This is a genomic window from Terrabacter sp. 2YAF2, from assembly GCF_052114705.1.
Classification (GTDB): domain Bacteria; phylum Actinomycetota; class Actinomycetes; order Actinomycetales; family Dermatophilaceae; genus Terrabacter.
This window is the reverse complement of sequence record NZ_JBFRFG010000001.1, coordinates 17637-42326: the sequence shown is the minus strand read 5'-3', so window position 1 is coordinate 42326 and position 24690 is coordinate 17637. Positions and strand designations below refer to the sequence as shown.

Here is a 24690-nt window from a genome sequence, read left to right as displayed (position 1 = left end):
TGGTCGTCGGGTCAGAAGAGGCGGCCGGACTGGTCTGCGGGAGGCTCCTCGAGCGCGAGGAGGTAGCGCTTGCGAGCCAGCCCTCCGGCATACCCGACGAGGGAGCCGTCGGCGCCGATGACCCGGTGGCACGGGACGACGACGGCGATCGGGTTGCGGCCGTTGGCGGTGCCCACGGCCTGGGCGAGGTTGCGGTCCCCGAGCGCGCGGGCCAGCTGCCCGTAGCTGCGGGTCTCGCCGTACGGGATCTCGCGCAGCAGCGCCCACACCCGCTGGTGGAAGTCGTCGCCGCGCGGGGCGAGCGGCAGGTCGAACCCGGTCAGGGCGCCCGCGAAGTAGGCGGCGAGCTGCACCGAGGCCGCCGCAAACGGCTCGTCGACGAGGTCACCGACCTCGCCGAAGATCTCCGGGTCGTCGGGACGGTACTTCGCGGCGTCCATGAGCAGGTGCGTGACGGCGCCGTCCTCGGCGACGACGGTCAGGTCGCCGATCGGCGAGGGCACGACGACGTGCGCGCGGCTCATGCCTCGGAGTCGCCCCGTCCCGGCTGCGCCTTCGGGGCTGCCCCGTGCGCAGCGACGATGTCGTCGTGCGTCGGGATGGGGAACTCGGCGGCGTAGTCGCCGTAGGCGCGGGGGTCCTCGGAGGGCTCGAGGTGGCAGGTCAGGGCGATCTCGCCGAACTCGCGGTGCACGGTGTCCTCGACCTCCTCCATGAGGTCGTGGCCCTGCTGCACGGTCCACGCGCCCGGCACCAGCACGTGCACCTCGGCAAACCGGTGGTGGCCCGAGACGCGCGTGCGCAGGGCGTGGAAGTGGACCTCCTGCGTGACGAACCGCGACAGGATCTCGGCGATGGCGCTGTTGTCCTCCTTGGGCATGGAGATGTCCATGAGCCCCTCGGTGGACTCGCGGATGAGCTTCCAGCCGGTCCAGACGATGTTGACGCCGACGAGGAAGGCGATGATGGGGTCGAGCCGCTCGACGTGGGTGAGGCCGACGAGGAGCACGCCGACGACGACGCCGGCGGAGGTCCACACGTCGGTCATCAGGTGCTTGCCGTCGGCGGTGAGCGTCAGCGACCGGTGGCGGCGGCCGGCCCGCAGGAGCACGACGGCGACGGCGCCGTTGACGGCCGAGGCGACGACCGAGATGGCGAGTCCGAGCCCGACGTTCTCGATGGGCTGCGGGTTGCGGAAGCGCTCGACCGCGGTGTACATGATCACGAGGGCGGCGATGAAGATCATCATCCCCTCGATGGCCGCGGAGAAGTACTCCGCCTTGGTGTGGCCGAAGTGGTGGTTCTTGTCGGCGGGCATGGCCGCCACCTTGAGCGCGATGAGCACGGCGATCGCGGCGACGAGGTTGACGACCGACTCGGCCGCGTCGGAGAGGAGGCCGACCGAGCCGGTGATGCGCCAGGCGATGACCTTGAGCGTGATCGTGACGACGGCGGCCGCGATGGAGAGGTAGGCGAACCGGCTGAGGTCTCGCGTCTGCGGCGCGCGTCCGGACGACGGGGACACCTCGGAGGCGGGATTCGGGATCGTGGTCACCCCTCCAGTGTCGCAAAGGCCACCGACGCCGTGCGCACACGACCCTCGCGGACGACTGGCCCGATGTGGTGGCGAACCACGGTGACCGGGTAGGGGAGAGGCATCCGATCGAAGGCGAAAGGGGCCCTGACATGGGTATCGAAGACAAGGCCAGCAACATGGGTGAAGACCTGAAGGGCAAGGCCAAGGAAGCCGCCGGAAAGGTCACCGACAACGAGCGACTCGAGGCCGAGGGCAATCAGGACCAGGCCTCGGCTGACCTCAAGCAGCGGGGCGAGCAGCTCAAGGATGCGGGCAAGGACGTCAAGGACGCCTTCGACCGCTGACGTTTCCGGAGTGGGGTGGGCCGGTCCCGGAAGGGGCCGGCCCACTGCTCTGTCCGGGCCCCTTGCCAGCCCGGCTGCGGTCCGTGAGGCTCGACGGGACGGACGACTCCCCAGGAGAGGCCTTGCTGTGACGACGACGACCACGACGACCTCCGTGCCAGCCCCCACCGCGGACGAGATCGCCTCGATGGACGCGTGGTGGCGCGCGAACAACTACCTGACGATCGGGCAGATCTACCTGCAGGACAACGCGCTGCTGAAGCGGCCGCTCGTGCCGGACGACATCAAGCCGCGACTGCTGGGCCACTGGGGCACGAGTCCCGGCCTGTCCTTCGTCTACACCCACATGGCCCGGGTCATCCGGCACACCGGTCAGGAGACGATCTACCTCACCGGCCCCGGGCACGGTGGTCCTGCGCTCGTCGCAGCCGGCTACCTCGAGGGCACCTACTCCGAGGTCTACCCCAAGGTGACGTGCGACGGCGACGGTGTGCGGCGCCTCTTCCGGCAGTTCTCCGCGCCGGGCGGCATCCCGAGCCACGTGTCGGTGACGACCCCCGGCTCGATCCACGAGGGCGGCGAGCTCGGCTACGTCCTCGTCCACGCGTTCGGGGCGGTCATGGACAACCCCGAGCTGCTCGCGCTGGCCGTCGTCGGAGACGGCGAGGCCGAGACCGGCCCCCTGGAGGGCTCGTGGAAGGGGATCTCCTTCCTCAACCCGCGTCGCGACGGCGCCGTGCTGCCGATCCTGCACCTCAACGGCGCGAAGATCGCCGGCCCGACGGTGCTCGGCCGCAAGGACCCGGCGGAGGTGCGCGGCCTGCTCGAGGGCCATGGCTACGACGTCCTGGAGGTCGAGGGTGACGACGTGCCGGGCATGCACGAGCGCTTCGCGCAGACGCTCGCGACGGCATACGACCGGATCCGCGGCATCCAGCGGGAGGCGCGCGCGGACGGCTGGACCATGGGGGAGCGCCCACGGTGGCCGCTCATCGTGCTGCGCACGCCGAAGGGGTGGACGGGCCCCGCGGAGGTCGACGGCGTCAAGGTCACCGGCACGTGGCGCTCGCACCAGGTGCCGCTGTCGGGGGTCAAGGACAACCCCGACCACCTCGCGCTCCTCGAGACGTGGATGCGGTCCTATCGGCCCGAGGAGCTCTTCGACGAGTCCGGCAGGCCCAGCGACACCGTCCTGCAGGCGAACCCGCAGGGCGACCTCCGCATGAGCGCGTCACCGCATGCCAACGGTGGCGTGCTGACGAGGGACCTCGACATCCCGGACTTCCGGGACTACGCCCGGGACGTCCCGTCCCCGGCGAGCACTCGCGAGGAGTCGACGCGCGCCATCGGTGAGCTGATGCGCGAGCTCTACGTGCGCAACCCGACGACGTTCCGGCTCTTCAGCCCCGACGAGACGAACAGCAACCGCGTCGGCGCCGTCTTCGACGTCTCCGACCGGATGACAGCCGAGCGGGTCACGGACGAGGACGTCAAGCTCTCGCACGACGGCCGCGTCATGGAGGTGCTGTCCGAGCACTCGTGCCACGGCTGGCTCGAGGGCTACACTCTCACCGGTCGGCACGGGCTCTTCGCGACGTACGAGGCCTTCGCCATGGTGAGCGCGTCGATGACGGTCCAGCACAGCAAGTGGCTGCAGGAGGCCAACAAGCTCGACTGGCGGGCCAAGGTGCCGAGCCTCAACATCCTGCTGACGTCCACGGCCTGGCGCAACGACCACAACGGCTTCTCGCACCAGGGGCCGGGGCTCATCCAGACGGTCCTCAACGCCCGAGGGGAAGTCGCGCGCATCTACCTGCCGCCGGACGCGAACTGCCTTCTCTCCGTGGCTGATCACTGCTTCCGGTCGAAGAACTACGTCAACCTGATCGTCATCGACAAGCAGCCCCAGCCTCAGTGGCTGACGATGGACGAGGCCATCGCGCACTGCGCTGCCGGGGCAGGCCTCTGGGACTGGGCCGGCAACGACGACGGCGACCGCGACCCCGACGTCGTGCTCGCCTGCGCCGGTGACGTCGTCACGATGGAGGTCGTCGCCGCGGCACAGATCCTCAAGGAGAAGCTGCCGCAGCTGCGGGTCCGTGTCGTCAACGTCGTCGACCTCATGACGCTGCCGCGGGCGCGCAGCCACCCCCACGGCATGGACGACGTGCGCTTCGGCGAGCTCTTCACCGACCACGTCGACGTCGTCTTCGCCTTCCACGGCTACCACGGCGCGATCCACCAGCTCGTCCACGGCCGGCCGGATGCCGACCGCTTCCACGTCCGCGGGTTCAGCGAGGAGGGCACGACGACGACGCCCTTCGACATGGTCGTGCGCAACGGCGTCGACCGCTACTCCCTCGTGATGGACGCCATCAACAACGCCGGGCGCCAGGTGCGCGGGGCGAGCGAGGTCAAGGCGTGGTGCGAGGCCCAGCTGGCCGAGCACCAGGACTACATCGTCGAGCACCTCGAGGACCTGCCGCAGGTGCGCGACTGGGTCATGACGACCGTCGTCGAGGACTGAGCCACGCGAGAAGCGGGCGTATGCCGTGAGGCCCGGCTGACGGCATACGCCCGCTTCTCGTCGGGTGCGTGACCAGCGAGCTCAGTCGCGTCGCGGCGCGACGACGACCTCGACGCCGTTGTCTCGGAAGGCCTGCAGCGCAACGGGATCGGCGGACTCGTCGGTGACGAGGGTCCAGTGGTGCGGCATGACGGCCCAGGCGTGGAAAAGGGACTGGCCGAGCTTGTCGGCGTGCGCGAGGACGTAGGTGTGCTCGGCCCGGCTCATCATGAGCTCCTTGAGCCGGGTCTGCTCGAGGTCGGCCTCGCAGATGCCGCGCTCGGCGTGGACGCTGTCGGCGCCCATGAAGGCGCGGTCGAACGACAGGCGCTGCACGGCGGCCTCGGCGAGCGGGCCGACGAAGGCCTGGCTCAGAGGGCGCAGCCGGCCGCCCAGGGCGATGACGTCGATGCCGACGCTGTCGGTGAGCGTGCCCATTGCGCTGATGCCGGCCGTGACGACGGTCAGCTCGGTCAGCTCGGGCGTCTTGGTGATGGCGTCGGCAAGGGCACCCATCGTCGAGCCGGCATCGAGGAGCACCGTCTCCCCGGGCTCGATCTGGTCGGCCGCCCAGCGGGCGATGTCGCGTTTGGCGGCATGCGCCTCGCCGAGCCGCTGGCGCAGCGAGGCCTCCGGGTGGTGGGCCAGGCTCATGACGCCGCCATACGTGCGGGCGAGCTTGCCCTGCGCGGTGAGCTTGGCGAGGTCGCGGCGGATCGTCGAGGCTGTGACCCCGAGCTGGTCGGAGAGCTCCTCGACGCTCGCGAGCCCACTGGTCGTGGCGAGGCGGACGATCTCGCCCCTACGCGTCTGTGCGGTGTGCTTCGCCACGCTGGGCACCTTAGGCGTCCGAAGGCCGGGGCGCCATCTCCGCGCCGAGGCGCAGCGCCTCGATCATCGACCGGTGGTCGGCGACACCGGTGCCGGCGATGTCGAAGGCGGTGCCGTGGTCGACGGACGTGCGGATCACGGGCAGTCCGATGGTGACGTTGACGCCGGCCTCCAGCCCGAGCACCTTGACGGGGCCGTGGCCCTGGTCGTGGTACATCGCGACGACGAGGTCGTAGTCGCCGCGCCCGGCGAGGAAGAAGAGCGTGTCTGCCGGCAGGGCGCCGTGCACGTCGATGCCGTCGGCGCGCGCGGCCTCGACACCGGGGTTGATCTTCGACTCCTCCTCGCCGTAGCCGAAGAGGCCGTTCTCCCCTGCGTGAGGGTTGATGCCGCAGACCCCGATCTTCGGGTTCGGGTTGCCGGCGTCGACGAGGGCCTGGTGGCCGCGGCGGATGACGCGCTCGACGAGACCCGGCTCGATGCGGGCGACGGCGTCGAGGAGACCGATGTGGGTCGTGACGTGGATGACCTTGACCCTCTCGGTCGACAGCATCATCGAGACCTCGGGAGTGCCGGTGAGGTGGGCGAGCAGCTCCGTGTGGCCGGGGAAGACGTGTCCGCCCGCGTGCAGCGCCTCCTTGTTGAGCGGGGCCGTGCAGATGGCCTGGACCTTGCCCGCCATCGCGAGCTCGGCGGCGACCCGGATGTAGTGGTAGGCCGCGTCGCCGGCGACGGCGGACAGCTGGCCGAAGGGGAGGTCGGCCGGCAGCAGCGCCAGGTCGATGACGTTGATCCGCCCGGCGGTCTCGCTCGCCTCCTCGACGTCGTCGATGGTGACGATGTCGACCGGCAGGCCGGCGATGTCGGCGGCCTGCTTGAGGCGGAGCGCGTCACCGACGACGACGACGCGGGCCATCGTCGCGACGTGCGGGTCGGCGAGCGCCTTGACGATGATCTCGGGGCCGATGCCGGCACCGTCGCCCATCGTGACGGCGATGCGGGGAAGGGCGACGCTCATGAGTTCTCCTCTGTGGTCGCGCCGGGCGTGACGCGGGTTGCGGTGTGAGTGGGTGCGGGATGGCGGGGTGCGCCGTCGCCGAGCAGGTGCTGGGCGACGCGGACGATCGAGCTCGGGTCGCCGAAGCTGCCGGGCCGGGTGACGACGAGACGGTTGCCCGGGCGGCGGCTGACGACGGTGCCCGTCTCGACCTCGGCGACGACGTCGACGGAGGTCACGTCGAGCCGGTCGAGGACGGCGCGGGCGGTTTCGCCGCCGGAGAGGAAGGCGACGTCGTAGCGGTCGAGGTGGGGTGCCACGGCGGTGGCGAGGGCGTCGATGAGCTCGCGGGAACGGGCCGGGTCGGCCGGGGCGGCGGGATCCAGGGCGACGACGACAGTCCCGTGCGTGGGGAGGTCGCCGACCCGAGCAGCCAGTGCGGCCGGGTCGCCGAGCACATCGGTGGGCTGCAGCAGCAGCGTCTCCGCTGCGTGTGCGCGCACCTGCTCGATCTGCGCACCGACCCCGGCGGCACGGGTGCCGAGCACGACGAGCAGGGACGATGGACGCGGCTCCTCGAGCGCGTACGGTGCGTCACCGGTCGCCGCGGTTCGGTGCGCGGCTCGGTGCGCCGGGCGATGGTCGGGGAGGGCTCGGACGGCCGCGTCGGCCAGCGCACCCGAGCCGACGAGCAGGGTCCCAGAGCCGGTGGAGGAGCTGACGGCCGCGGCATGCACGACATCGAGGTCGGCGTCGGTCTCGGCGTCGCACACCGCCACGAGGCCGGCGTCCGCGGCTGCGGCGAGAGCTGCGGCGACAGCCGCCACGCCGAGTGCGACCGTGGCGTGCGGCACGTGCCTGGTCGGCAGAGGGGCGAGGGCCTCCGCGACTCGGGCGGGCGCGGTCGTGGGCTCGACGGCCCACAGGTCGGTCTCGTGCAGGGGAGTGCCCGCGACGTGCAGCACGCCGCCCCGCACGACGCGCTCGAGTGCGGGGTTGGTGACGGCCACCACGGGCGTGCGGTGCAGCTCTGCGGCCAGGGCGGCGACCTCGGCCGCCACGTGCCCGCGCAGGAGGGAGTCGACCTTCTTGACGACGACTGAAGCACTCGTGACGAGGGCGGCCGCTGCGCGCACTGTGCGCACCGCGTCCTGAGGAGCCAGGCGTCGCGAGTCGGTGTCGACGGTGAGGACGACCGCGTCGGTCGCCGTCTCGGCGTCCGGGTCGCCAGCCGCGCTGGCAGGACCTGATGCTGCGTCGCGCGGGGAGACGGCGGTGAGAGCCACGGTGCTGCGCGAAACGCGCAGGAGTGCATGTGATGCGCACTCGGCGGCGCCGCTCAGGTCGTCTGCGACGATTCCCAGGGACAGTGTGGCCATGGCTCCTCCTTCCCGTGCGTGGGGCGAGAACGCTTGTGCAGCAAGGAGGTTGGCGACCTTGCCGATGATGGTGAACGTGAGGGGCGTCCGTCGGCAAGATGTGCTGGCTGGCGTACGGCGGACCTTCCTTCACAAAAAACGCTACAGGTATTGCGCGAATCACGCAATGGTGCGAAGGTTGGTGAACTCCGAGGGGCGCATGGCGCGCCACCGACGGAGAGGCCACCGCTCAACGAGGAGTCCCGATGCCCCAGCACTCGCCCGCCATGCTTCCCCTGTCTGACCTGCCGGCGCGGGAGGTCTCGCGTCGTTCGATCCTCAAGTTCGCCTCGCTGGCCGGCGCCGGAGCCCTCTTCGCTCCCGCCCTCGCCGCCTGCGCCGGGCCCAAGAGCGCCAACAGCGCGAGCACTGCCGGCGCAGGGGCTGCGGGAGGCACACTGAGCATCGTGCTCAACCGCAACCTGGTCAGCCTCGACAACAAGCTGAACCAGTACGACGCGGCCGTCACCGTCCAGCGCGCCGTCCGTGAGGCGCTGACGAAGATCGGCGACGACCTCAAGCCCGAGCTCGTGCTCGCCGAGTCCTTCGAGCAGACGAAGCCCACGGTGTGGACCGTCAAGCTGCGGAGCGACGTCCACTACTCCGACAAGTCGCCGGTCACCGTCGAGGACGTCGAGACCGCCCTCAAGCTCTACTTCGAGGTCAAGGCCGGCTACGTCGCGTCGCAGTTCCCGGAGCAGCCCACCTTCACGAAGGTCGACGACAAGACCTTCACACTGACGACCAAGGTTCCTGTCGTCACGCTGAACTCGCTGATGTCCAACATCCTCATCACCCCGGCCAAGGACAACAAGGCCGAGGAGCTGAGCAACGGCCTCGGCACCGGCCCCTTCGTCATCGCGAACGCCGACACCGGCACGGGCACCTACACGCTGACCCGCAACGACAACTACTGGGGCACCAAGCCGGCGCTCGATACGGTCAAGGTCTCCTACCAGGAGGAGGAGGGCGCGCGCGTCATCGCGATCACCTCCGGCCAGGCCGACGTCATCGACACCATCACGCCCGAGTCGGCGACGGCGCTCAAGACGAAGTCCGACATCGACGTCATCGAGACGCCCGGCACTCGCCTGATCCATCTCTTCTTCAACTTCCGCAAGCCGGCGGGCCACCCGCTCGCCAACCCGAAGGTGCGCGAGGCGTTGACCTACGCAGTCGACCACGACTCGCTCATCAAGGCGCTCATGAACAACCAGGTCACCTCGGCCGAGGGGGTCGTGCCCAAGACGCTGGCCGGCTTCGCCAAGACGGGGGCGTACGCATACGACCCGGCCAAGGCCAAGCAGATGCTCGCCGACAACGGCGCGAGCGGTCTCAAGCTGACGTTCATCTGGGAGGACTCGGAGTTCGCCGGCGCCTCGCGCGTCCTCGAGGCCATCTCGCAGATGCTCGCCGCGGTCGGGGTCACGGCCACCCTCAAGATGATCCCGAAGGGTGGCGAGATAAACGCCTGGCGTCGCGGCGAGGCCGGCGACTGGGACGTGCTCGCCAACGGCTACGGCAATCAGACGGGTCTGGCCCTGACCAACCTCGTGGGACAGTACGGCGGCACGGCCGAGAAGGAGAAGACGCGCGACACCTACCAGGGCTTCGTCGTCCCCGAGGTCTCGGCGCTCCTCGACAAGGCCGGCGCCGAGGCCGACGAGGCCAAGCGCAACGACCTGCTGTCGCAGGCCCAGGAGAAGATCTGGGCGCTGTGGCCGGCCATGTGGGCCTGGACGCCGAACAACGTCCTCGCCAAGCGCAAGCGCGTCACCACGCTCAAGCTGCGGGCCATCAACTCCTACGACCTCGGCTCCGTGACGGTCGTCTCGGCCTGACCGGTCCAACCCCAGGTGATCCCATGTTGAACTACGTCCTCAAGCGCATCGGACAGACCGTCCTCACCGCGTTCCTCGCGACCGCGACGGTCTTCGTCCTGCTGCGGATCGCGCCGGGCGACCCGGCGGCGAACTACGCGCCGCCCAACCCGACGTCGGCCCAGCTCGAGGCCATCCGGGTGCAGTTCGGGCTCGACCAGCCGATCCCGGTGCAGTTCGTGACCTTCCTGCAGCACCTGTTCCAGGGCGACGTCGGCACGTCGTTCTTCTACAAGCGCCCCGCGCTCGAGGTCGTCCTGGAGCGGCTGCCCTACACCATCACACTGGCGGTGGCCGCGATCGTCGTCACGTCGGCCGTCGCGATCCCCCTCGGGGTCTGGATGGCACGACGGGCCAACACGGCCACGGAGCTCGGGGCCAACATCGGGACCATTGCCGGCCAGTCGATGCCGGACTTCTGGATCGGCTTCGTGCTGCTCATCCTCTTCGCGGTGCAGCTCCAGTGGTTCGCCCCGGCCGGCTTCGACTCGCTGGCCTCGATCGTGCTGCCGACCCTGACCGTCGCGATCCTCCAGATCGCGCTCATCTCCCGGCTCGTGCGCCGCGAGATGGTCGTCAACCTCGCCTCGCCCTACCTGACCGTGGCGCGGTCGCGGGGCATCTCCGAGCGGGCACTGACCTGGCGCTACGCCTTCGGCAACTCGGCGCTGCCTGTCGTGACCGCCCTCGGCACGCGCTTCGCCGCGATGCTCAACGGTGTCGTCATCGTCGAGGTCGTCTTCAACTGGCCAGGGGTCGGCGAGCTCGTCGTCAACGCCCTCAAGCAGCGCGACTTCCCGCTCATCCAGGCCACCGTCCTCGTCACCGTGGTGCTGGCGCTCGTCGTCCAGCTCCTCGTCGACCTGCTCTACCCGCTCATGGACCCGCGGGTCCGTCTCGGAGAGGCGAGCGCATGACCACCTCCACCCCGAACCTGCCCGGTCACCCGCAGGTCCCGAACCTCAGCGAGGTGCCGGGCTCGATCCTCGGCCGCGACTCCGCGGTGACGAAGGTGCTGGCGCGCCGCTCGGCCGCCGCCCGTCGCGCCCGCTACAGCACGATCAAGATCTGGGTCGGTGCCATCTGCGCCGGAGTCGTCGTGATCCCGGTCGTGCTGGCCCGCGTCCTGCCGCTGCCCGACCCGATCGTCGGCGCCCTGTCCGAGTCGTCGCTGCCGCCCTTCAGCAGTGGCCACCTCTTCGGTACCGACCCCAACGGGCGCGACCTGCTCAGCCGCATCCTCAACGGCGGTCAGACCTCGCTCGTCATCGGCTTCCTCGCGATCTTCGTGTCGGGCCTCGTCGGCATCGTCGCGGGAGCGGCGGCCGGCTACTTCGGCGGCTGGGTCGACACCATCGTCTCCCGCCTGCTCGAGGCGCAGATGTCGCTGCCCCTGCTGCTCATGCTGCTGCTCGTCGTGGCGCTCTTCGGCCCGTCCATCCCGGTGATCACCCTGGTCATCGCCTTCGCGCAGTGGCCCGAGCCGGCCCGCATCACCCGCGCGCTCGTGCTCGTGGAGCGCGAGAAGCCCTACGTCGCGGCGGCGCGGGTGCTCGGCCTCCAGCGGATGTCGATCATCACCCGCCACGTCATCCCGAACATCCTCCAGCAGGTCCTCGTCGTCGTCCTGCTCCTGCTCGCCCAGGCGGTCCTGCTCGAGAGCGCGCTGTCGTTCCTCGGGGCCGGCGTGCAGCGTCCCTACCCGACCTGGGGTGGCATCATCTCCGACGGACGCGAGCTCTTCGTCACGGGCAAGTGGTGGCTCGTCACGATCCCGGGCATCGTCATCGCCCTGCTCGTCGTCGGCGTCAACCTCATGGGTGACGGCCTGCGCGACCGTGTGCGCCGTGCGAAGGGAGACCAGTCATGAGCGTCCTCGAGGTCACCGACCTGCAGGTGGAGCTGATGGTCGGCGACGGCAACGTCGTGCGGGCCGTCGACGGGGTCAGCTTCCACATCGACCGCGGCGAGACCGTCACCATCATCGGCGAGTCCGGCTCCGGCAAGTCGACGACGGCGATGGCCATCCTGCGACTGCTGCCCGACGACCTCGCCGTCATCTCCGGCGAGGCGCGCATCGGCGGCCAGGACGTCACGGGCGACCGCAAGGTCATCAACGCCCTGCGCGGGCGCACCGTCGCGCTCATCCCGCAGGACCCGATGACGGCGCTGAACCCGATCCGCACCGTCGGCCGGCAGATGTCCGAGGCTGTCCGCATCAAGTACCCCAAGCTGAGCAAGGCGGAGGCGAAGGCCAGGGCACTCTCGCTCATGGAGCAGGTGCACATCCGCAACCCCGCGAAGCAGTACGACGCCTACCCGCACCAGCTCTCGGGCGGCATGCTCCAACGCGTCCTCATCGCGATGGCCGTCTCGACCGACGCCGACCTCATCGTCGCCGACGAGCCGACGAGCGCCCTCGACGTCACGGTGCAGGCCGGCATCCTCGACCTGCTGCTCGAGCTGCAGGAGCAGACGGGCATCGCGCTCCTGCTCATCACGCACGACCTCGGCGTCGCGCGGCTCATGAGTGACCGCATCCACGTCATGAAATCGGGCGTCTTCGTCGAGAGCGGCCCCGTCACCGACGTCGTCGACCACCCCCAGCACCCCTACACCCAGAAGCTGCTCGGCGCGATCCCCGAGCTGGGTCCCTGGCACGATCCGGCGGCCACCGTACCGACGGCGTATGCCGTGAGCGACGTCCCGGACACCAGTGACCCCGTCGGGCAGGCAGAGCCGACGGCAGCCGGCGACCCCTCCCTCGTGAAGGAGACCACGCATGGCTGAGGACCTGCTCACCGTCAGCAACCTCGTCGTCGAGTACGGCACGGGCAAGGACGTCTTCCGCGCCGTAGACGACGTGTCGTTCAGCGTCCCGCGCGGCGGCACCCTCGCGATCGTGGGGGAGTCCGGCTGCGGCAAGTCGACGATCGCCAAGGCGCTGGTCCGGCTGCTCAAGCCGACCTCCGGAGTCATCGACCTCGAGGGCACCGACCTCGCGCAGCTCACCGAGAAGCAGCTCCGCCCGCTCCGGCACCGCGTGCAGATGGTCTTCCAGGACCCGTACGGGTCCCTCGACCCACACCTCACGGCGCAGGAGATCGTCGCCGAGCCGATCGCGGTTCGTGGAGAGAGGTCTCGAAAGGTCCAGCGCGACAAGGCGGCCGAGCTCATCGACCGCGTCGGCCTGCCGCGCACGGCGCTCGGTCGCAAGCCCCCGGAGTTCTCCGGCGGGCAGCGCCAGCGCATCGGGATCGCCCGGGCGCTCGCGTCCGGCCCTGAGCTGCTCGTGTGCGACGAGGCGACGAGCGCCCTCGACGTATCGGTGCAGGCGCAGGTGCTCGAGCTGCTCGCCGACCTCCAGGCCGAGACCGGGCTGACCTACCTCTTCATCTCGCACAACCTCGGGGTCGTGCGGGCCATCTCGCAGGACACGATCGTCATGCGGGCCGGCCGCATCGTCGAGAGCGGGCGCACCGACGACCTGCTGTCGCGCCCGCAGGAGGACTACACCCAGCGACTGCGTCGTTCTGCCCTGGAGCCCGGACTCATGACGGGCATCAAGCCACGCCACCTCATCCGCCACATCGCCGCCTCGCGGGCGGCCGAGACCGAGAAGGCCTCATGACCCTCCCCACCACCGACCTCCCCGGACTCGAGCAGCCGCTGTCGCAGCTCGTGCTCGGCACGATGACGTTCGGCGACACCGTCGATCTCGACACCGCGCGCACCATGGTCGACACGGCGCTCGACGCCGGCATCACCTCCCTCGACACCGCCAACGGGTATGCCGCCGGGCGGAGCGAGGAGATGCTCGGCGAGATCCTCGCCGGCCGCCGTGACGCCGCGACGGTCGCGACCAAGGCCGGCATCTACCCGGGCGACGCGGGTGGCGCGCCGCTGCTGTCGGCCGCCGGCCTGCGGTCGTCGCTCGAGGCGAGCCTGCGCCGGCTGCGCAGCGACCACGTCGACGTCTACTACCTCCACCAGCCCGACCGCTCGGTGCCGATCGACGAGACCGTCTCTGCCCTCGGCGAGCTCGTCAAGGAGGGCAAGGTCCGCACGATCGGCGTCTCCAACTTCTCGGCGTGGCAGGTCGGCGACGTCTTCGCCGCGTGCGATGCCCTCGGCACGCCGCGACCCGTCCTCGCGCAACAGCTCTACAACCTCGTCGCCCGGCGGATCGAGGCGGAGTATGCCGAGTTCGCGACGACGAAGGGGCTCGCGACGATCGTCTACAACCCCCTCGGCGGTGGCCTGCTCACGGGCCGCCACTCGTTCTCGGAGTCGCCGACCGAGGGCCGCTTCGGCTCGTCGGCCCTCTCGACGATGTACAAGGACCGCTACTGGAACGCCGAGACGTTCGCGGTCATCGAGGCCCTCGGCGCCATCGCGGCGGAGGCCGGCATCACCCTTCCCGAGCTGTCGCTGCGCTGGCTGCTCTCGAAGCCGGTCGTCACCTCGGTGCTGCTCGGCGGATCCAAACCACACCAACTGGAGGCCAACATCACTGCCGCACAAGCCGGTCCGCTCCCCGCCGACGTCGTCGCCGCATGCGACCAGGCCGGCCTGGCCATCGCCGGTTCCATGCCGGGGTACAACCGATGAGCACGGCGATGGAGCGCAGCCGCGAGCGGGTCCTCGGCTACGCCCGCCGGGTGCGGGCGCGCGAGACGATCCTTGGCTACTGGGTCATCATCGACTCGCCGGTGTCGACCGAGCGCCTCGCACGCCTCGGCTACGACTACGTCTGCTTCGACGCCCAGCACGGGCTGCTCGACTACAAGGGCATCCTCGCCGGCATGACGGCCATCGATGCCGGCGGTGAGTCCGTCGGCATGGTCCGCGTCGGCGCAAACGACCCGTTCCTCATCGGCCAGGCGCTCGACTCGGGCGCAGCCGGCATCATCGTGCCGCTCGTCAACACGGCCGAGGACGCCGCCCGCGCGGTCTCCTACGCCAAGTACGGCCCGGCCGGCATCCGGTCCTATGGCCCGATGCGCTCCCAGCTCCGGATTGGCCCCAACCCGGCCGACTCCAACGAGGCGACGATCGTGCTGGCCATGATCGAGACGCCCCAAGGTCTCGAGAACGTCGAGGCCATCGCGGCGACGCCCGGCATCGACGGCCTCTACATCGGCCCGTCCGACCTGCGCCTCGCCGTCGGCGGCGCGACATCGACCGACCCCGCCGTCGACGACGTCTTCGAGGCCGCCGTCGAGCGAGTGCTCGCCGCGGCCGAGGCGGCCGGGATCGCGGCCGGGTTCCACACGCCGAGTGGAGAGGTCGCCGCCAAGCGCCTTGGCCAAGGCTTCACGCTTGCCACCGTCAGTTCCGACCTCATCCACCTCGAGCAGGCCGCGACGGCCCACCTCAAGGCGGCGCGGGGCGAGTCGTGAGAACGGCCGACACCACCAGCGACGCCGTGGTCACCGATGGTGTCCTGCGCGCGCGCGACGCAGGCGGCCACACGGCATACCTCCCGACTCCGACGGTGCAGTGCCACGCGGCCAACCTCGCGTGGCTGCCGAACGGCGACCTCGCCTGCGTGTGGTTCGGCGGCACGCAGGAGGGCGTCAGCGACATCACGGCGTACCTCTCCCGTCTGCCGGTCGGCTCCGACACGTGGCTCGACCCGGTGGCGCTCAGCGACGACCCGACCCGGTCGGAGCAGAACCCGATCCTCTTCACCGCTCCCGACGGCGCGGTGTGGCTGCTCTACACAGCTCAGGTCGCTGGCAACCAGGACACCTCCGAGGTGCGCCGCCGCGTGTCGCGCGACGGCGGGGCCACGTGGGAGCCGCCGACGGTGCTCCTGCCGGCGACGGACGCCGGTGGCGTCTTCGTCCGTCAGCCGCCGGTCGTGCTCGCGAGCGGTCGCATCCTGCTGCCCGTCTTCAACTGCACGACCGTGCCTGGGGAGAAGTGGGTCGGCAACGAGGACACGTCCAGCGTCTGGTGGAGCGACGACGGTGGCGTCACCTGGAGCGAGTCCGAGGTGCTCGGTTCGCTCGGCTGCGTCCACATGAACGTCATTGTGCGACAGGACGGCTCGCTCTGGGCATGCTTTCGCAGCCGGTGGGCCGACCACATCTGGGAGACGACGTCGAACGACGACGGCCTGACCTGGGCCGAACCGACGCCGACCGTCCTGCCGAACAACAACTCGTCCATCCAGGCCGCCTCGACGGGTGGCCTCGAGATCGCGCTCGTCTTCAACCGGAGCTCGGCTGCCGACGCCACCGAGCGTCGCGTGTCGCTCTACGACGAGATCGACGAGGAGGGCGTGCGCGACGGCATCGACGGGCCGGTGCTGGCCGAGCCCTCCCTCGACGCCGGGGACGACCGACCCAAGGCCTTCTGGGGTGCACCACGGGCACCGATGACGTTGGGCTTGAGCCCCGACGAGGGACGCACCTGGCCGGTCATGGTCGACCTCGAGACGGGGGACGGCTACTGCATGTCGAACAACTCCCGCGACGGACTCAACCGCGAGCTCTCCTACCCCTCGGTGCTGCCGGGGCCGGACGGTGACCTGCACGTGGCGTTCACCTACCACCGGCGGGCCATCAAGCACGTGCACCTGCCCAGGGACGTCGTCGACCGCCTCCGGGGCCCATCCCGGTGACAGCGCCGAGCTTGCCCGAGGAGGCCTCCACCCCGCCTGACGCGCGCGAGACACGCACCGCGGTCGTCACGGGGTCCAGCTCGGGCATCGGGCTGGCCATCGCCTCCGACCTGGTTGGTGCCGGGTGGCACGTCGTCGGGCTCAGCCGCTCCCGCGGCGCGCTGCCGGACGCCGCCACGTGGGTGCCGTGCGACCTGGCTGACGTGATCTCAGCCGGCGAGGCCGTGCGGTCGGTGCGCGAGACCGCGACCGGCGGCGTGGACGCCATCGTCCACGCCGCAGGTCTGCAGTTCTCCGCCCGGGTCGACGAGCTGCGCCCCGACCAGGGCGCGCGCATGTGGGCCGTGCACGTGCGCGGCGCCGAGCTCGTCGTCGGGGGCCTCGTCGATGTCCTCGGCGACGGGGGACGCGTCGTGCTCGTCGGCAGCCGTACCATGACCGGGGTGCCCGGCAAGAGCCAGTACGCCGCCACGAAGGCCGCGCTCGCCGCGATGGCTCGCGCGTGGGCGGCCGAACTCGCGTCGCGCGGGATCACGGTCAACGTCGTCGCGCCCGGGCCGACCCGGACGGCCATGCTCGAGGACCCGAACCGTGCGTCAGTGCCGCCGGTGGTGCCGCCGCTCGGGCGCCTTGTCGAACCCGCCGAGGTCGCCGCGTTGACCCGCTTCCTTCTCGACCCGAGCGGGACGATGATCACCGGCCAGACGTTCGTGATCTGCGGCGGCGCATCGCTCTCCTGACACCGCCGGGGGCAGGGTCGCTATCAGCCCGGCGTGGCCGGTCCAGTGCGCGTGCCGGCGAGAACCCCGGTGCTCGTCCCCGCAGTGTCAGAATCCCCGCATGGTGGCTTGGGCAGACCTCAGCGAGGCCGAGCGTGACGTCATGATGATGGCCTCGGAGGAATCTCCGCTATGGGAATTCGCCTTGACCAGGAAGATGGGCGACGGCCCAACACAGGCCCCCATGGGCATCGCGGCTGGACGCGCGTTGGTGCGGCGGCTCATGGAAATGGACCTTGTGAGCATGTTCCGGTTGTCGGAGCCGGACGCCGTCATGTCCAACGGCGAGGTCACGGATGTACTTGCTGCGACCGAGCCCTGGGACCTCGAGACGGGGCCGAGTGTGTGGGTCAGTCTGTGCCTGACGCCTGTGGGGGAGTCCCTGTACTACGACGACCAGGCGACGTGACTCCTCGAGGCCCTGGGCCGGCGGCCATGACCTCCGATGTTGACGCCGGTCTTTCGGCGATGGCCTTGACGCCCCGGCGCTGGCTCTCGACGGGCCGTGCCTCACTGCGCGCCGCCCAAAGCCCCCGACCGTGCTGACACGGAAGAGGCGAACGGGGCAGACAGTGCCTGACCTGCGCAAGAAAATGCGTGGGTGGGCCCCGTCGGGCTCGAACCGACGACCGGCGGATTAAAAGTCGGTCGGAGGGGTGTGGCGCCCTTGGTCCGTGAGGACTTTCGAGCATGGGTGGTGAGGGTTGGTTGCCGCCGGCTGCCGTGGCATCTCGAGCCGACGTGCCCCTTTTGCGCCCCCAAGAAACCGCGCGACGTGAGCACGCGCATTGCGTCAGCGTTAGCAGCCGAATGCGCCATCGCGTCCGCGGCCCTGGCGTGGGTGCTCGCCCATGTGATCGCCTGCTGTAGCTCCGGTATCAAGGGCGACCGTTCCGGACGGCATGCCCCAGGAATGCACCGCGCGGGTCTGCGCAGTGACTTGGACGAGCTGGGCTGGGTGGTGCCGCGCAGAAGGCGCTTGCGGGAGCCGGCCGCGCGGGCCTTTGACACCGCCGGTCTCTCGAGGTGGGCAGTGGTCCTCCCTGGGAGCCGACGCGGAGCACGACGGCTGGGGCCTCCCTCGTCAGGGCGCCTGAGTCCCAGCGGATCGTCGACGCCACTCATGCGGGGGTCCTCAGCAGGTCGGGCTCCGCCATGAGCTCGTCAGAAGCGTGGGGGCGGCGGGGTGCGCGAGGACGGCGCGCCAGCGCCGCCCGCAGCGCGGGGTCCCTGCCGCGGGTCCCCGCGCTTTTCTGCGCCGAAGGCGCAGCTTGAGCCAGTACAGAAAGTCCTCACTGAACCGCATCCCGATTCCACTGCCACCCAGGCGCGCAGCGGTACATGAGCGCGTTGACCTTTTCACGGCCTTGAGGCGCGAAAGAGCTGTGGAAGGACGTCGACGAGCGACTCCAGGGCAGCCGCCAGCGGCATCGTGCCGACCCCATCTAAAGACTGCGCCGCCTCGTCGAGATGGAGAGCGCGGAGTGTCCTCGGGAGCGGCTCTCCCTCGAGCACGACCTGGACGCCCGGTTCGTGCAGATCGATGACCAGATCGATGCAACACCCGATGCCCCGCGGCTGGGCGTTCGCCTGCGGGAGCCGCGGGAACCGGTCGCTGAGTTCGTCATGGCTCGCGCAGTAGATCACTTCGGCTTCCCCGCCTTGCCCGGCCATGAAGCCTTCCTGCGTCAACAAGCCGTCAAGCGCGGCGGTCGTGGCAGCGGCGAAGTCCATCTGCGCATTGTGACAAGAGCCGTGGCGGGCGGAGCGGGAAGCGGCATGATCGGACGTCGGTCACCTACCGAATGCGTTCTCTGCTGTCGTAGCTGAGCGCCCTCTACGATCCACGCGTGCAGGGGAACCGGTAATGGCTGTCAGGTGGCGCGCAGATCCGCCGATCGAAGATCCAATCCCGATCACCAAGGAACGGGTGGTGGCGTGGGCCGCTGTGATTGCGGCATTGACGGTGGCGGTCATCACCGCGCTGTGGGGCTTCGAGGTCCCGCTGTCAGAGAATCTGCACTTCTTGTTTGTAGCCGCGACGGGGGTCTCGTGGCTGGCCCTGGGCTGTGGCGTGTACGCGTCGGCGTTAGCTCGTCTGGACGTGGCGCAGATTCGGCGGGCCGGCATGAGTGACCTCCTTGCCGATGTGGTCGTGTGCGCGCTGGCAGGTATCGGTTATGCCGTGCTCGCCATCGCCGGCGATCCATGGCTGTGGTTCGGGTCCCTGCTGTTCATGGCAACCGCAGTCGATCAAGCCCGATTCGTACGAGCAAGCCGCCGTTCGTAGGCGTGCCTCATGACCGCGCCATCTGCGGCATGACCGGGCGAGATTCCGTGGAGTCCTTCGCCGCTACGCGCCGTGTACCGACCGCAGAGCTCGCTGGATAGGCCTATTGGCATGAGCGAGCCCTTTCCCTGACACACGCCGCATTGGCCTAGCGTGCCTTCATGGCACTGACTCGCTGGACGCATTCGTGCGTGACTGTCGATGACGGTCAGGGCGTGCTCGTCGTCGATCCCGGCATTTGGAGTGAGCCGCAAGCCCTGCTGGCTGCCGACGCAGTACTCATCACCCATGAACACAGCGATCATGCCGACATGCTTCGCATCGTCGGTTCGGAACTCCCGATCTGGGCGCCCGCGGGGGCAAATCTGCACGGAGTCCCTTACACCCCTGTCCATCCCGGGGACGAAGTGACCGTGGCAGGCGTCACGGTGCGGATGGCCGGCGGTTGGCACGCTCAGGTCTTGCCGACTCAAGTGACCTGCCCCAACGTCGGTTACATCATCGAGACGGCAGCCGGCCCGATCTACCATCCCGGGGATGCCCTGACCACGCCCGGGGAGCCAGTACACACTCTGCTCGTGCCGCTGCAAGCATCGTGGCTCAAGACAGTGGAGGCCGTGGACTTCCTGCGGGAGGTCAGTCCCGAGCGGGCGACCGGCATCCACGACGGCCAGGTCAATCAGCGAGCCACGGCCAGCATCGGCCGGTGGCTGAGCGAGGCCGGGAATGGGGCGTACAGCTGGATTGAGCCTGGACGTGAGTTCTAAGGGCCATGCTCATCCGAGCCGAGGTTCGGGGTCGCGGAGAACCCGGGGGTGTGGAGTATCGGCACCGGTTCGCCGATCGCGGCATTTCCGGACGTTTGGTCAGGCCCCGGAAAGCCCCATAGCGTCAAGCTGCTCACGCACGTCCTCGTACTCCGCGTCGGCGTTGAGTTCGGCGAGGATCGCGGGATCAAGCGGCTCCGATCGATAAACGGCGCCCACGGCCACCTCGCTGGGGTCCAGCTCGAAGTACTCCTGAGCGAAGCGCACGTAGGCCTGAGGGTCGCCCTCGAGGAGCAACTCGAACAGCTCCGCCGCCCCATCAGCGCTCGGGTCGGCAGGCGGCGCTGTGGCGGATCCCGCGCCCCAAGTCCGCCCGTCCTCGCTCCAGAACGCGGCGGTCGCCATGAACGTGTTGGCAAGCTGGAAACGCTCCTCCTGAGTCAGAGACTCCAGGGGTGCAGGCATGCCGTCGAGGAGGCCAGGCCATACCTCGACGGGCGTCCGCATGAAGGGGTTCATGGGGTACTCGTGCGCGAAACCCCAACCGAACACGGCTGTTTCGCCAAAAGCGATGTAATAGCGGTCGCCTTGACCGTTGTCCATGCTCGCCATGGCGACGCCGGACGGGTCGCGGGGGTCGAATCGGAAGATGCGGTCATCCGGTTCATCATCCGGGCTCATCGCCACGTCCAGAACGGCCAGCGCAACGCAGAGCTGGCGCAGCCGCACGGGCGACGGAAGTGAGTCCAGCAGATCGGCCATCATGAGCGTCATCGTTGCAGATCGGGACCTTTTGGAACTGCAGTGACGCCGCTCCGACCCCGCCTCAGTCGTCGTTTTGCGCCGGGCCTCGACGCACGCTCATCGGCACGGCCGATCAGCGGCATGATCGGGCGAGCGTAGCCGCCCTCAACGCGGCAAGAGCGTGCGAAGGCTTAGCTGCCTGACTGGTCGAGGATCATGAGCTTCTCAGGGTTGGGCATGGGTACGAATCCGACGCGGGCATAGAGGTCGTGTGCGTCGAGGGTCGAGAGCAGCACCCCCTTGAGACCCATGGGCCGGAGCTTGGCAACGACGGCCTCCGACAATCGGGTGCCCAGCCCTTGGCCGCGGTGGTCGCGGTCGAGGTACACGTCGCAAAGCCAGGCGAAGGTCGCATGGTCGGTCACAACGCGCGCGTAGGCGACTTGAGTCCCGTCACTAGTAAACGCTCCGAAGTTCAACGAGTTGCGCGCCGCAGTCTCGACGGTCTCGCGGGTGCGCCCGAGCGCCCAGTAAGCATCGGTGGACAGCCACTGATGCACACGATCGAGATCCATCCGGGCGAGGTCGGAGTCGATCTCGTAGTCAGTGCTGCGGTGGGCGCTCACATCGCCATTTTGTCAGCCACCTGTCGACCGGGGAGACAGCCCGCCCCTTCTCGAGACGCGGCATGAGCGCGCGTACGGAGGTGACTCTCCTGTGGTCCCTAGCGAGGCCAAGGAGTGTGTGGTGCAGCACGAGTGGGTACCTTCCGCCTCCTCACGTCAACGGTCGCCGACCGAGGGATCGCCGCCTGTGGCAGACTCCAGGCCGACCTGAGACACGTGGTAGTGGTGGAGGCCGGCTGTGCGAGAGAAACCGATTGGGTCCCCCGGGTGGGTTGCGCCAATGTGGGTGCGCGTGGTGCTCGTGCCACTGGTGGCTTCCTTGATACTGGCGGTCATCTCTAAGCGTGGGTGGTTGATCGGAGTCGTGGCGCTGATCGTGTACGGCGGGGTAGGACTGGGAATGGCGATCGCGCCCAAGACGGTGGTTGCGTGGGAGCGTCGTCACCCCGTGCTCGACGGCATGATCTTTGGGCCGCTGGTCTTTCTTGCCGTCGCGTATGTGACCTCTTGGTCGTTGTGGGTTTGCCTGCTGCTGGGTGTCGCTGGCGTGCTTGTCGGAGCTGCGCAAGGAATCCGACGGGCTCGTCACTGGTCAGCGACTGTCTCGCACTGATCGCACCGCGCCCGAGCTCCGTTCGCTGCTGACGGCCCCAGCTGGGGCTCATCCTGCGAGCGGCAATAGAGGATGTTCTCGTGACCAACTTCTGATGTGGTGGGTCGGCTTTGCCGCGTCGATGGTCCTGTGGTTGCCCGCCCTACGGACAAATCCGGTACCTGCGTTTCCCACCCGAGTGCGGTGGGGAGTTCGTCGACAATCAGCTGCTCGGCCAGATCGAACTGTTATCGGACGTAATCGCCGACGTCGCCAGATTTCCCCGTCGACTCTCTCCGCGGCAGCTCGACCCCCTCCTCGGCGTTTCCTTAGACGCGCGGCGCCAGCTGAGCAAGAGCGAAGAAACCCGGCCCCCACACCTGGGCCCCAGGCAGGCACTGACTCGGCAGAGGCATGACCGCCTGGGGCGTCTGATCACCGCCTGCACTACTGGGACAAACCGGCGTTCGCGTTGTTCAGTGCGGCGATCATCTCGGTGCGCCAGTCACGGGCGGAAGGCATCACCTTTGTGAGCGCGGACGAGACGTGGATGTGCCCTTCCTGCAGCGAGTACGTCGCCTTGACCCCGGCCGCGTTGAGCCGGTCGGCGTACCGCTGGCCGTCATCGCAGAGCGGGTCGTACTCGGCGGACATGATGTACGCCGGCGGCAGACCGGATAGGTCGCTGGCCAAAAGCGGCGAGACGTAGGGGTGGGTGGCGTCCTCGGGGGCTGGCAGGTAGTACGGCAGCAGTTGTTCGATGGTGGTCAGGTCGAGGCCGTATCCGGTGGCGTTCCGGTGCATCGATGGGCTGGCGAGGGTGAGGTCGAGGGCAGGGACCTCGAGCAGCTGTAGAGCCAGCTTGGGGCCGTTTTCGTCTCGCAGTTTGAGGCACAGGGCGGCCGCGAGGTTGGCGCCGGCGGATCCGCCACCGACGCTGACCCGATCGACCTGGATCCCGAGCTCGTCGGCGTGATCGAACATCCACATCAGCGCCGCCTGGCAGTCGTTGAGCCCGGTGGGAAACTGGTGTTCCGGGGCTTTGCGGTACTCGACGGCCACCACGACGCAGTCCGCGCCGGCGCAGCGTTCCTGGCAGGTGATGTCGATGTACGGGGTGTGGATGGTGCCCGCGATCCAGCCTCCGCCGTGGATGTAGAGGTGAGCCGGGTGCGGCCCGTCGCCTTCGGGGTGAAACATCTTGAGGTCGATGTTCCCGCCGTCGACGGGGATGGTCACGGTGCGACGGGACCGCACCGGCGGACCGGGCTCGGTGAACTGCTCGACCATCACAGCGGCGCCTGCGGCGTCCTGGGCGCGGAAGGCGGGGAAGTCATCGATCTGCTCGGGGACGGGCGGGAGGTTGGCGACGAGCGGCTCGAGGAACGGGTCGAGAGGCATGGTGGTGTGTCCTTTACTTTGTGTCGGAAGGCACGCGAACTTGTTGGACGCTGCGCTACGGAGTTGAACGCTGGTTACAGGCAGGCGCGCAGGGCACGGCAGAGCGCTTCGGCACGGTCGTCCGGTACGCCGCCGGGGCGAAGGGTTTGGTACCCGAAGGAGAGCTGCTGCTCCAGGTTGGCGAACCCCAGCTGGCCACCGGCGCCGTCGTGGCCGAAGCTTCCGGCGCCCGTCATGCCCCGGCGGGGAGAGTCGATCATGAAGCCAGTTCCCCACCGGTTCCCCTCGTCCACACCGACGTACGGTGCGCCGACCGAGAGTGGGAGCCGGGCGTCGCGGACGGTGCCGGGCTGCAGCAGCCGCACCCCGTCCACCTCGCCGACGGTTGCGGCGTAGAGCTTGGCCAAGTCATGGGCGGTGGTCACGAGGTTGCCGGCGGGGATCTCCGGCTCGAGCCACTCCGCGCGGTTCACGGCGTTGAACAGGTCCAACCCGTTAAAGGCGCCCAGGCCCATCACCCGGTCGAGCATCGCCGAGTCGACAGCGTCGATCACGGGCGGTGCGCCGGGCGCGGTGGGCAGGGGCTCTCCGATCAGCGCCAGGTCGGGGTCATCCAGGTGGGCTCCGAAGCTCGCATGCAGGCCGAGGGGTTCTGCGATCTTCTCGCGTAGCCACTGGCTGGGCCGCGATCCGCTGGCCCGGCGCAGCACCTCCCCGGCGAGCCATCCCACCGTCATGGCGTGGTAGGCGTATGCGGTGCCGGGTGCCCACAGCGGCGCCTGCTTTTCCAGCGCCTGTGTCACGGGGGTCCAGTCGCGGACCTGCTGCGCGGTGAGCGGCTCCGTGGGGGCGATCAAACCGGCCTGGTGGGCGAGGACCTGCCGGACGGTGATCGTGTCCTTGCCGTTGGCGGCGAACTCCGGCCAGTAGTGCGCGACCGGGTAGTCGAGCTCGAGGTGGCCTGCTTCGGCCGCCATGAGCAGGCAGATCGTGGTGACCCCCTTGCTGACCGAGAACAGCACGCTACGGGTGTCGTGCGTGAACGGGGTGCGGTCGGTGTTACCTCTGCGGTCGGTGGTACCGGCCCAGAGGTCAACCAGCAGTTCCCCGGCGACGTACACCGCGCAGGCGGCGCCGGTGTCGCCGCGCTGGTCGAAGTTGGCGGCGAACGCGTCGGCGACGAGGCCGAAACCTGCGGCGACGTGTCCCTCGTACTCGGTAACGGTCATGACACTCCTGGGAGGATCGGTTTTGGGATGCTCGGTTCGGCGCAGACTGGCCCTTCGA

The 24690-nt window shown here is 69.3% G+C and carries 25 protein-coding genes; 15 read left to right on the top strand and 10 right to left on the bottom strand.

Features of this window, described 5'->3' with window-relative positions; all coding sequences use genetic code 11:
* Positions 1 to 11: 11 nt before the first annotated feature.
* Both AB4030_RS00210 and AB4030_RS00205 read right to left on the bottom strand, forming a co-directional pair.
* The gene (locus AB4030_RS00210) at positions 12 to 524 is read right to left on the bottom strand and encodes a methylated-DNA--[protein]-cysteine S-methyltransferase (RefSeq protein WP_442277156.1); all 513 of its coding nucleotides are present in this window, start codon (positions 522 to 524) and stop codon (positions 12 to 14) included.
* Entirely contained in the window at positions 521 to 1555 is a 1035-nt protein-coding gene (locus AB4030_RS00205) for a cation diffusion facilitator family transporter (protein WP_442277155.1), read from the bottom strand. Before AB4030_RS00205 ends, AB4030_RS00210 begins: the two co-directional genes overlap by 4 nt.
* A gap of 131 nt (positions 1556 to 1686) precedes the next feature.
* On the opposite strand from AB4030_RS00205, the gene AB4030_RS00200 reads away from it, so the two are divergent.
* Positions 1687 to 1881 (top strand): CsbD family protein, encoded by a 195-nt coding sequence (locus AB4030_RS00200; RefSeq protein ID WP_442277154.1) that lies wholly within the window; start codon positions 1687 to 1689, stop codon positions 1879 to 1881.
* A gap of 127 nt (positions 1882 to 2008) precedes the next feature.
* Positions 2009 to 4408, top strand: coding sequence for a phosphoketolase family protein (locus AB4030_RS00195; RefSeq protein WP_442277153.1), 2400 nt, complete (start codon positions 2009 to 2011; stop codon positions 4406 to 4408).
* An 81-nt stretch (positions 4409 to 4489) separates the two neighbouring features.
* On the opposite strand, the gene AB4030_RS00190 is transcribed toward AB4030_RS00195, so the two are convergent.
* From AB4030_RS00190 to AB4030_RS00180, 3 genes are read right to left on the bottom strand one after another with little or no spacing between them, the layout of a single operon-like run.
* Positions 4490 to 5278, bottom strand: a complete 789-nt coding sequence (locus AB4030_RS00190; RefSeq protein WP_442277152.1) for a DeoR/GlpR family DNA-binding transcription regulator — start codon at positions 5276 to 5278, stop codon at positions 4490 to 4492.
* Positions 5279 to 5288: 10 nt separating this feature from the next.
* The gene (gene pdxA / locus AB4030_RS00185; RefSeq protein ID WP_442277151.1) at positions 5289 to 6296 is read right to left on the bottom strand and encodes a 4-hydroxythreonine-4-phosphate dehydrogenase PdxA; all 1008 of its coding nucleotides are present in this window, start codon (positions 6294 to 6296) and stop codon (positions 5289 to 5291) included.
* Complete coding sequence (locus AB4030_RS00180; RefSeq protein WP_442277150.1) at positions 6293 to 7654, bottom strand: four-carbon acid sugar kinase family protein; 1362 nt, start codon at positions 7652 to 7654, stop codon at positions 6293 to 6295. Before AB4030_RS00180 ends, pdxA begins: the two co-directional genes overlap by 4 nt.
* 245 nt (positions 7655 to 7899) lie before the next feature.
* Between AB4030_RS00180 and AB4030_RS00175 the strand changes: the two genes are divergently transcribed.
* The 10 genes from AB4030_RS00175 (at position 7900) to AB4030_RS00130 (ending at position 17392) form a co-directional block, all read left to right on the top strand.
* Positions 7900 to 9534 (top strand): ABC transporter substrate-binding protein, encoded by a 1635-nt coding sequence (locus AB4030_RS00175; RefSeq protein ID WP_442277149.1) that lies wholly within the window; start codon positions 7900 to 7902, stop codon positions 9532 to 9534.
* 23 nt (positions 9535 to 9557) lie between these two features.
* Positions 9558 to 10490 (top strand): ABC transporter permease, encoded by a 933-nt coding sequence (locus AB4030_RS00170; RefSeq protein WP_442277148.1) that lies wholly within the window; start codon positions 9558 to 9560, stop codon positions 10488 to 10490.
* Positions 10487 to 11443, top strand: a complete 957-nt coding sequence (locus AB4030_RS00165) for an ABC transporter permease (protein ID WP_442277147.1) — start codon at positions 10487 to 10489, stop codon at positions 11441 to 11443. The genes AB4030_RS00170 and AB4030_RS00165 overlap by 4 nt, the downstream gene beginning before the upstream one ends.
* The gene (locus AB4030_RS00160; protein ID WP_442277146.1) at positions 11440 to 12363 is read left to right on the top strand and encodes an ABC transporter ATP-binding protein; all 924 of its coding nucleotides are present in this window, start codon (positions 11440 to 11442) and stop codon (positions 12361 to 12363) included. Before AB4030_RS00165 ends, AB4030_RS00160 begins: the two co-directional genes overlap by 4 nt.
* The gene (locus AB4030_RS00155) at positions 12356 to 13204 is read left to right on the top strand and encodes an ATP-binding cassette domain-containing protein (RefSeq protein WP_442277145.1); all 849 of its coding nucleotides are present in this window, start codon (positions 12356 to 12358) and stop codon (positions 13202 to 13204) included. Before AB4030_RS00160 ends, AB4030_RS00155 begins: the two co-directional genes overlap by 8 nt.
* Entirely contained in the window at positions 13201 to 14184 is a 984-nt protein-coding gene (locus AB4030_RS00150; protein ID WP_442277144.1) for an aldo/keto reductase, read from the top strand. The genes AB4030_RS00155 and AB4030_RS00150 overlap by 4 nt, the downstream gene beginning before the upstream one ends.
* Positions 14181 to 14975 carry an HpcH/HpaI aldolase family protein gene (locus AB4030_RS00145; RefSeq protein ID WP_442277143.1) on the top strand — a complete coding sequence of 265 codons (795 nt, stop codon included), beginning with the start codon at positions 14181 to 14183 and terminating at the stop codon, positions 14973 to 14975. The genes AB4030_RS00150 and AB4030_RS00145 overlap by 4 nt, the downstream gene beginning before the upstream one ends.
* Entirely contained in the window at positions 14972 to 16204 is a 1233-nt protein-coding gene (locus AB4030_RS00140; protein ID WP_442277142.1) for a sialidase family protein, read from the top strand. Before AB4030_RS00145 ends, AB4030_RS00140 begins: the two co-directional genes overlap by 4 nt.
* 11 nt (positions 16205 to 16215) lie before the next feature.
* A complete protein-coding gene (locus tag AB4030_RS00135) occupies positions 16216 to 16944 on the top strand; it encodes an SDR family NAD(P)-dependent oxidoreductase (protein WP_442277141.1) in 729 nt (242 codons plus the stop codon).
* Between the two features lie 100 nt (positions 16945 to 17044).
* Positions 17045 to 17392, top strand: a complete 348-nt coding sequence (locus AB4030_RS00130; RefSeq protein WP_442277140.1) for a hypothetical protein — start codon at positions 17045 to 17047, stop codon at positions 17390 to 17392.
* 950 nt (positions 17393 to 18342) lie between these two features.
* On the opposite strand, the gene AB4030_RS00125 is transcribed toward AB4030_RS00130, so the two are convergent.
* The gene (locus AB4030_RS00125; RefSeq protein WP_442277139.1) at positions 18343 to 18717 is read right to left on the bottom strand and encodes a hypothetical protein; all 375 of its coding nucleotides are present in this window, start codon (positions 18715 to 18717) and stop codon (positions 18343 to 18345) included.
* A gap of 133 nt (positions 18718 to 18850) precedes the next feature.
* Here AB4030_RS00125 and AB4030_RS00120 point away from each other — a divergent pair, with 133 nt between their 5' ends.
* Positions 18851 to 19273: a hypothetical protein gene (locus AB4030_RS00120; protein WP_442277138.1), complete on the top strand. Its 423-nt coding sequence runs from the start codon at positions 18851 to 18853 to the stop codon at positions 19271 to 19273.
* Between the two features lie 161 nt (positions 19274 to 19434).
* Entirely contained in the window at positions 19435 to 20040 is a 606-nt protein-coding gene (locus tag AB4030_RS00115) for an MBL fold metallo-hydrolase (RefSeq protein ID WP_442277137.1), read from the top strand.
* A 99-nt stretch (positions 20041 to 20139) separates the two neighbouring features.
* Here the strand turns inward: AB4030_RS00115 and AB4030_RS00110 are convergent, their stop codons facing one another.
* Together AB4030_RS00110 and AB4030_RS00105 are read right to left on the bottom strand one after the other, a co-directional pair.
* Positions 20140 to 20814 (bottom strand): hypothetical protein, encoded by a 675-nt coding sequence (locus tag AB4030_RS00110; protein WP_442277136.1) that lies wholly within the window; start codon positions 20812 to 20814, stop codon positions 20140 to 20142.
* 161 nt (positions 20815 to 20975) lie between these two features.
* Positions 20976 to 21410: a GNAT family N-acetyltransferase gene (locus tag AB4030_RS00105; protein WP_442277135.1), complete on the bottom strand. Its 435-nt coding sequence runs from the start codon at positions 21408 to 21410 to the stop codon at positions 20976 to 20978.
* 292 nt (positions 21411 to 21702) lie between these two features.
* On the opposite strand from AB4030_RS00105, the gene AB4030_RS00100 reads away from it, so the two are divergent.
* Entirely contained in the window at positions 21703 to 22023 is a 321-nt protein-coding gene (locus tag AB4030_RS00100; RefSeq protein WP_442277134.1) for a hypothetical protein, read from the top strand.
* A gap of 426 nt (positions 22024 to 22449) precedes the next feature.
* Here the strand turns inward: AB4030_RS00100 and AB4030_RS00095 are convergent, their stop codons facing one another.
* Together AB4030_RS00095 and AB4030_RS00090 are read right to left on the bottom strand one after the other, a co-directional pair.
* Positions 22450 to 23403: an alpha/beta hydrolase gene (locus AB4030_RS00095; RefSeq protein ID WP_442277133.1), complete on the bottom strand. Its 954-nt coding sequence runs from the start codon at positions 23401 to 23403 to the stop codon at positions 22450 to 22452.
* Positions 23404 to 23477: 74 nt separating this feature from the next.
* Complete coding sequence (locus AB4030_RS00090) at positions 23478 to 24632, bottom strand: serine hydrolase domain-containing protein (RefSeq protein WP_442277132.1); 1155 nt, start codon at positions 24630 to 24632, stop codon at positions 23478 to 23480.
* Positions 24633 to 24690: the final 58 nt, after the last annotated feature.